Annotated in this window: 5 protein-coding genes and 1 pseudogene; 1 reads left to right on the top strand and 5 read right to left on the bottom strand. The window is 66.7% G+C overall.

Annotated features, from left to right (window positions below):
- The 5 genes and pseudogenes from PHI64_RS03145 to purU all read right to left on the bottom strand — a co-directional run.
- A pseudogene (locus tag PHI64_RS03145) lies at nt 1–718 on the bottom strand (type III glutamate--ammonia ligase); the annotation flags it as partial.
- A 38-nt stretch (nt 719–756) separates the two neighbouring features.
- Entirely contained in the window at nt 757–4,326 is a 3,570-nt protein-coding gene (locus PHI64_RS03140) for a 2Fe-2S iron-sulfur cluster-binding protein (protein ID WP_299878424.1), read from the bottom strand.
- Nucleotides 4,323–4,580 (bottom strand): sarcosine oxidase subunit delta, encoded by a 258-nt coding sequence (locus PHI64_RS03135; protein WP_296406654.1) that lies wholly within the window; start codon nt 4,578–4,580, stop codon nt 4,323–4,325. Before PHI64_RS03135 ends, PHI64_RS03140 begins: the two co-directional genes overlap by 4 nt.
- 25 nt (nt 4,581–4,605) lie before the next feature.
- The gene (locus PHI64_RS03130) at nt 4,606–5,847 is read right to left on the bottom strand and encodes an FAD-dependent oxidoreductase (protein WP_299878419.1); all 1,242 of its coding nucleotides are present in this window, start codon (nt 5,845–5,847) and stop codon (nt 4,606–4,608) included.
- Nucleotides 5,848–5,970: 123 nt separating this feature from the next.
- Nucleotides 5,971–6,831: a formyltetrahydrofolate deformylase gene (gene purU / locus PHI64_RS03125; protein ID WP_299878416.1), complete on the bottom strand. Its 861-nt coding sequence runs from the start codon at nt 6,829–6,831 to the stop codon at nt 5,971–5,973.
- A gap of 149 nt (nt 6,832–6,980) precedes the next feature.
- Here purU and PHI64_RS03120 point away from each other — a divergent pair, with 149 nt between their 5' ends.
- On the top strand, nt 6,981–7,583 hold the full coding sequence (locus PHI64_RS03120) for an XRE family transcriptional regulator (RefSeq protein WP_299878413.1): 603 nt from the start codon (nt 6,981–6,983) through the stop codon (nt 7,581–7,583).
- Nucleotides 7,584–7,621: the final 38 nt, after the last annotated feature.

Below are 7,621 nucleotides of genomic sequence, written 5' to 3'. Positions count from 1 at the left end.
TGCCGTTGCCCGGCCGGTTGGCGAAGGGCTTGGGCATGAAGGAGCAGATCATGCCCAGGTCGTTGGCGATCTCCGAGGCGGCCATCTTGAACAGCAGGTAGTGGTCGGCGGAGGTCAGGCAGTCGGCAAAGGTGTAGTTGATCTCGAACTGGCCATTGGCGTCCTCGTGGTCGATCTGATAGACGTCCACATCTACCTGCCGCAGGCTGTCGGTGAGGGTTTCAAGAAACTGGCGGTTGCGCGACAGGCCCTTGTAGTCGTAACAGGGCTTGGGCAAGGTGTCGGTGGGGTCGGTGGGGATGACGTTGCCGCTGGCATCCTTCTTGAGCAGGGAGAACTCCGGCTCCAGCCCGGTGAAGAAGGTGTAGCCCATGGCGTCGAGGCGCTTGACCTGCTCCTTCAGCACCACGCGGGTGTCCAGGGGCCAGGGCTCGCCTTTCACATGGCCGTCGCAGGCGATGCGGGCGTAGCCGGGCTGCCAGGGCACCAGCGTGAGGGTGTCCAGATCACCGATGGCCATGTAGTCGGGGCCGTTGGGCTCAATGCCGAGGCCCCATACCGCGAAGCCCGCAAAGCCGGCCCCGGTGGTGAGGATGCTCTCGAAATGGGCAGCCGGAACAGCCTTGGTCTTGGCCGTGCCGTGGATGTCGACAAACTGGGCCAGCACATACTTGACCTCGTTGTCGGCGAGAAACTTCTTGGCTTCCGTGGGCGTCATTGCCGCTCTCCTGAGATGTTGGGTTGGGTTCGGGCGATTCAGTTGAAGCTGTGGGGGGCAACGGCGCCGCCACCCAGCTCGGTGGCGATGCCGAGCAGGGTTTCCCACAGGTAATGTCCGTATGTGCCGTCGCACCAGATGCGCGCGGCGGGCAGCCCCTTGCGCACTTCCGGGATGACCGTGACCCCGACCCCGACCATCGAGGTGAGCACCACCGGGCGGCTGGCCGGGTCGAGGGGGCGGAAGTTGACGTTGCAGGTCTGGCGCAGCAGCTCTTCCAGGCGTGCGCCGCCGACGATCAACGCGGCGTCCTGGCGCAGCACCGGATACACACCGGGGCCACGGGGCGCGGCGACGACGGGGGCAATCAGCGCGTCCGGGCCTTCGATCAGGAACTCGGTGAAGCCCAGCCGGGCAATCAGCCCGCCACCATCCAGGGGCAGCCAGCTGTTGGTGTTCGGCGGGATGGGCAGGCCGAGGCTTTCCAGCCAGGCGATGGCGCCGGGGCCCTTGCAGCCGTGACGGGCAGTGAGGGACACATCGGCAATGCCGAGGCTGGCGACCGCGGCGGCCTGGTCTTGCGGCTTGAGGAGCGTGGTGGCGAGACACTCGGCCACCGGGCTCACGGCGAGGTTTGTACTTGTTGGAGTACCTCCGTGCTGCGCACTGTGGTGCGAGTCTGCCTGGGGACGGCCCGGCGCAGCGCTCTCTGCAGCCTCCTTCTGCTTGAGGTTGTCCGGGTCGTAGAACGGGGTGGTGCTGACCTGGGCCTGCACCAGCGTGCCGTCGGTGAGGCGGATGCTGACGGTGCTGCCGGGGGTGGCCAGATCGGGCCGCAGGAAGGCCAGGCCGATGTGGCGACCGAGGCTGGGGCTGAAGGCGATGCTGGTGACGCGGCCGGCGATGCTGCCGCCCTCGATGACCAGATTGCACTCCAGGGGCACGGCGCCGCTGTAGCCCACCGGAAAGACGATGCCGGCCAGCTGCTGTTTGCGTGGTTTGTGGGCGATGGCGGCGAGGCTGCGCTGGCCGACGAAGAAGGGCTTGGCCATCTTCACCGCCCAGTCCATGCCCACTTCCAGCGGGGTGGTGAGGCCGTCGGTGTCCTGGCTGATGATGATGTGGCCCTTTTCGAGGCGCAGCAGGCGCTGGGCCTCCACGCCGAAGGGGCGGATGCCATGGGCCTTGCCGGCCTGCATCAGGGCGTCCCACAGGGCGCCACCCATGCTGGCGGGCACGTGGATCTCGTAACCCCATTCACCCACGAAGCCGACACGCATCAGCCGGGCAGCAATGCCGGCCACTTCGCCCTCGCGCACCGCCAGGTAGGGAAAGGCGGCGGCGGAGAGGTCCAGGCTGGTGAGGGTCTTGAGCACCTCGCGGGACTTGGGGCCGGCCAGGTTCACCGCGGCGAAGGCGCCGGTGTGATTGACGATGCCGCAGTCGAGCCGCCACATGGTGTTGAGGCGCGACAGCTCCCGGTAGATGGTGGCGGCGCCGGAAGTGGTGGTGGTGAAGTAGAAGTGGTCGTCCGCCAGGCGGGCCACCACGCCGTCGTCGATCACCACGCCGGACTCGTCGCACATCACCGCGTAGCGGGTCATGCCGACCTTGAGGTTGGCGTAGTTGGAGGTGTACACCCGCTCCAGGAACTCGGCGGCCTGGGGGCCGATGACTTCGAGCTTGCCCAGGGTGCCCACGTCGATGAGGCCGACTGCGTTGCGCACCGAGTGGGCTTCGCCGCGGATGCAGGCCAGGCGGTCCTGCCCGGCGGCCTGGTAATACTCGGGGCGCTGCCACACGCCGGCCGGCATCCACTTGGCGCCCAGGGCGTCGTGGCGGCTGGTGAGGGGCGTGCGACGCTCCGGGTTGAAGCCGCGCCCGGCCAGGATGGCCATGGGGACCGGGTGGTAGAAGGGGCGCGCGGTGGTGGTGCCAACCTGCTGGGGCTCCTTGCCGGTGAGGCGGGCCAGGATGCGCAGCCCGTTCATGTTGGAGTGCTTGCCCTGGCTGGGGCCCATGCCGTTGGTGGAGAAGCGCTTGAGCAGCTCGATGTTGTCGAAGCCCTCCTGCACGGCGTTGCAGAAATCCTTGAATTGCAGGTCTTCGTCGAAATCGACGAAGTTCTTGCCGGCCGGGTGATCGACGATGGGCCAGGGGTGGCTGGGGCTCTCGGCCTCGGGCGGCAGGGCTTCGCCGACGGGCTGGCCGAAGCCGGCGGCCGCGGCGGCGTGGCTGCCGGCGCGGGTGCCGTCGGCCATGCGCCGGGCCAGTTCATGCACGCCATTGACACGGCCACAGGCGAACACACCGTCGGGCAGCGCGTCGGGGACGAACTGCTCCACCTTTTTGTCGTAGCGCATGCGGGTGCCGGCCTGGTACAGCAGGTTGGCGGCGGGCGCCCAGCCGGTGCTCATCAGGATGCCGTCGCAGGCGATGTCGCGGGTCGGGACGCCGGGGGTGCCGTTGGCTTGCAATGGGGCGACGCGGGCACCGGCACACAGGCCCTTGCCGTCGGGCAGGGCTTCGACCACGGCGTGACCGCTGAGAATGTCGACACCGGACTGCTGCAGCAGGCGCGCCAGGGGGTCGGCGCTGCCGGCGGTGGCGCGCAGGTCCACCACGGCGGCCACGCCCACGCCCTGGGCCAGCAGATCCAGGGCGGCCCGGTAGCCGTCGGCGTTGGCCACCAGCACCACGGCCTTGTTCACCGGCTTGACGCCGTAGCGGTACATCAGGCGCTGGGCGGCGCTGGCCAGCATCACGCCGGGCAGGTCGTTGTTGTGGAAGACGGCGGGCTGCTCGAAGGCGCCGCTGGCCACCACCACGCTGCCGGCACGCATCTTGAGCATGCGTTCGGCACTGACCAGGGGAATCCAGTGGTCCTTGTAGTAGCCGGCGGCGTAGGTGCCGGTGAGCACGCGGATGCGCGGCTGGGCGGCAACCTGGACGAGCAGCTCGGCGAGCAGGCGACGGCGGCTGGCATCGTTGCCGATCTGGTAGCTGGCGCTGCCGCCGGCCCGGGCGTTCTCATCCACCACCACCACCTCGGCGCCCTGGGCAGCGGCGGAGAGGGCCGCCGACAGGCCGGAGGGGCCGGCGCCAATCACCAGCACGTCGCAGAAGTCGTAGGCCTTGGGGGTGCTGCGATGGGGGGCCTGGAGGTCCACCCGGCCGAGGCCGGTCATGTAGCGGAACATGCGCTCCCACATGGGGAAGAGCTTGCGGGTGTGGAAGGCCTTGTAATAGAAGCCCACCGGCAGGAAGCGCGCCATCTTGCCCAGGAAGCGACCCTTGTCGCCCTCCAGGCTGCCGAAGGTGTTGACCGCATTCAGGTCCATGCCGGCGAGCAGCGGGGTGACGTCGGCACGCACGTTGGGGGTGCCGCCCAGCTGGTGCAGGGCGTTGGTGTCGTGGTTGGCCAGGGACAGCACGCCCCGGGGCCGGTGGTACTTGAAGCTGCGGCCGAGGACGCGCACATCCGCCCCCCACAGGGCCGAACTGATGGTGTCGCCTTCGTAACCCTTGTAGCTGCGGCCTTCGAAGCGGAATTCGAGGGGGCGGGAGCGGTCGATCCACTCGCCGCTGTTGGCGGGCAAACGCATCATTCTTCTCCCTGATAAAAGTAGGTCTTGAGCACGACGTCCTTCTCGGTGTCACGCTCGGCGATGAACCAGGTATTGCTGGGGGTGTGGCACCACCACTCCTTCTTCACGCCGGGCGCGCCGTTGCGGTTGAAGACGTAGTCGGCCCATTCGTCATCGCTGGCCAGGTTCGGGTTGGGCATGGGGCGCACTTCGCCCCAGTAGAAGAACTCGGAGACAGGGCGGGGGCCGTTGAGGGGGCAGGTCAGGATCTTCATGGTGGGTTTCCTCTCTGTGGCCGACTCAGTGACCCACGCTCGCCGCGCCCTTTTCGCCGGTGAGGGCGTAGTTGCGGAAGCGGTCCATGGAGAAGCCGGTGATCAGCGGATGGGGGGTGTCGTTGACCAGGGTGTGGGCCATGGTCTTGCCGCACACCGGCGTGGCCTTGAAGCCCCAGGTGCCCCAGCCGGAATCCAGGTAGAAGCCCTCCACCGGGGTCTTGCCCATTACCGGGGCGAAGTCGGGAGTCATGTCGGCCATGCCGGCCCACTGGCGCATCACCTTGACGCCGGAGAGGAAGGGGAACATCTCCAGCATGTGGGTGCTGAGGCCTTCGACGAAGTCGAGGGTGGAGCGGGTGCCGTGGAGTTCGTAGGGGTCGAGGGAGGCGCCCATCACCAGCTCGCCGCGGGCCGACTGGCTGATGTAGACGTGCAGGCTGCCGGACACCAGGATGGGGTCGAGCCAGGGCTTGATGGGCTCGCTGACCATGGCCTGCAGGGGGTGGATGTAGATCGGTGTCTTGACGTCCACCATTTTCAGGATGCGCGGGGTGGAGCCGGCCACCGCACACAGCACCTTGCCGGTGGAGATGTAGCCGCGGGATGTCTTCACGCCCTTGACCTTGCCGGCCTGCACGTCGATGCCGAGCACTTCGGTCTGCTGGTGGATCTCCACGCCGCGCTGGTCGGCGCCGCGGCCGTAGCCCCAGGCCACCGCGTCATGGCGGGCCACCGACCCCGGCGCGTGGTACAGGGCGCCGAGGATGGGGGCGTGGCCCGCACACGACAGGTCGATCATCGGCGCGGCTTCCTTCACCACCTCCGGGCCCACCACTTCCGAGTTAACCCCGTAGTGCTTGTTCACCTCGGCACGCCAGCGCATGGTGCGCAGGGCGGAGTCGGTATGGGCCAGGGTGAAGTGGCCGCGGTTGGCGTAGAACAGGTTCAGGTCGAAGTCGGTGGACAAGTCCTGCCACAGCTTCACCGACTCGTCGTAGAACTGCACGCCCTCGGGCGTGAGGTAGTTGGAGCGGATGATGGTGGTGTTGCGGCCCGTGTTGCCGCCGCCGATGTAACCCTTCTCAAGCACGCACACATTGGTGACGCCGTGCTCCTTGGCCAGGTAGTAGGCCGCCGCCAGACCGTGGCCGCCGGCCCCGATGATGACCACGTCGTAGCTCGGTTTGAGCTTCTCGTGGAAGGTGAACATCCGGGGCTCCGGATGCTTCTTGTTCAGCGCAAAGCGCAGCAGACGCCAGGGCATTTTTGAATCCTCAGGTAGCCATGCGGGAAACGGCCTGGGCCGCCCGCAGCGCGGGGATGAAGGGCAATCCGTTGATCGCAGTCCGCGGGCGACTGAAGTCGCCCTTACGGGGGGTGGCCGGGCTCATCGGAAGACCACGGTCTTGTTGCCATGCACCAGCACCCGGTCTTCCAGGTGGTAGCGCAGGCCCCGGGCCAGCACGGCCTTTTCGATGTCCTTGCCGTAGCGCACCAGGTCGTCCGGAGCATCGGAGTGATCCACGCGGATCACGTCCTGCTCGATGATCGGGCCCTGGTCGAGCTCGCTGGTCACGTAGTGGCAGGTGGCACCGATCAGCTTGACGCCCCGGGTGTAGGCCTGGTGGTAGGGCTTGGCGCCGACAAAGCTGGGCAGGAAGCTGTGGTGGATGTTGATGATCTGCCCCGGGTAGTTCTCGCACAGCTCCGGGGACAGGATCTGCATGTAGCGCGCCAGCACCATCACGTCGCCTTCGGCTTCGCGGAACAGGTCGGCGACCTTGGCGTAGGCGGCGGGCTTGTTCTCCGGCGTCACCGGTACGTGGTGGAAGGGGATGCCGTGCCACTCCACAAAGCCGCGGAAGGTTTCGTGGTTGGAGATGACGCAGGGGATCTCGATGTTCAGCTCGTCGGCCTGCCAGCGCGCCAGCAGGTCGTACAGGCAGTGCTCCTGCTTGGACACCAGGATCACCACGCGCTTCTTGCGGGCGCTGTCGCTGATGCGCCAGTCCATCTGGAACTCGGCGGCGATGGGCGCGAACTTGTCGCGCAGGGTGTCGATGCCGAAGGGCAGCGAGTCGGCCAGGATCTCCTGGCGCATGAAGAAACGGCCTGCCTCGGCGTCGGCGTGGTTGTTGGCCTCGGTGATCCAGCCCTGGTTCTGGGCCAGAAAGCCACTCACGGCGGCCACGATGCCAACCCGGTCGGGGCAGGAAAGGGACAGGGTGTAACGACGACTCGATGACATGCTCTCAACTCCGTCAGGAAGTTCATATAGAGAATTATTTTTGAACATGGTGCATCTCGATGCGAATCATGTCAACTATTTTTCCTACAGTGAAACAAATGACGTCTGTGCAATAATCCCGACATCCTTATTTCGGCAGGAGATCCCCCATGAGCGACACCGACAGCTCCGGCAGCCTGGAGCGCTATCTGGGCAACACCATCCGTGATCTGCGCCAGAAACACGGGCTGACCATCGCCGACGTGGCCAGCCTGGCGGGCATCAGCCGGGGCATGCTGTCCAAGATCGAGAATGCCCAGACGGCCACCAGCCTCGACACCCTGTCGCGCCTGGCAGGCGCCCTGGGGGTGTCCATCGCCACCCTGTTCCGGGGCTACGACGTGCGCGACGGGAGCGCGCAGCTGGTGAAGAAGGGCGAAGGCATGGAGGTGGTGCGGCGCGGCACCAAGAAGGGCCACACCTATCACCTGCTGGCTTACGATCAGGGCCCGACAAAGGTCTTCGAGCCCTTCCTGATCACCATCGACCATGAATCCGAAACCTTCCCGATCTTCGAACACCCGGGCACCGAGTTCATCTACATGCTCGAAGGCGAGATCGAATACCGCCACGGGCAGAACACCTACGTGCTCACCCCGGGCGACGCCCTCACCTTCCGGGCCGACATTCCCCACGGCCCCGAGAAGCTCACCCAATGCCCGATCCGCTTTCTCAGCGTGCTGATGTACCCCACCCCGGGCGACGCCGGCTGAAGACAGGCCGCCGGGGGCAACTGCCCCGCCCGGCATTT

The sequence above is a fragment of the Zoogloea sp. genome, from assembly GCF_028689785.1.
Classification (GTDB): domain Bacteria; phylum Pseudomonadota; class Gammaproteobacteria; order Burkholderiales; family Rhodocyclaceae; genus Zoogloea.
Note: the sequence above shows the minus strand (reverse complement) of the source record. Positions and strands in the feature narration are given on the sequence as shown.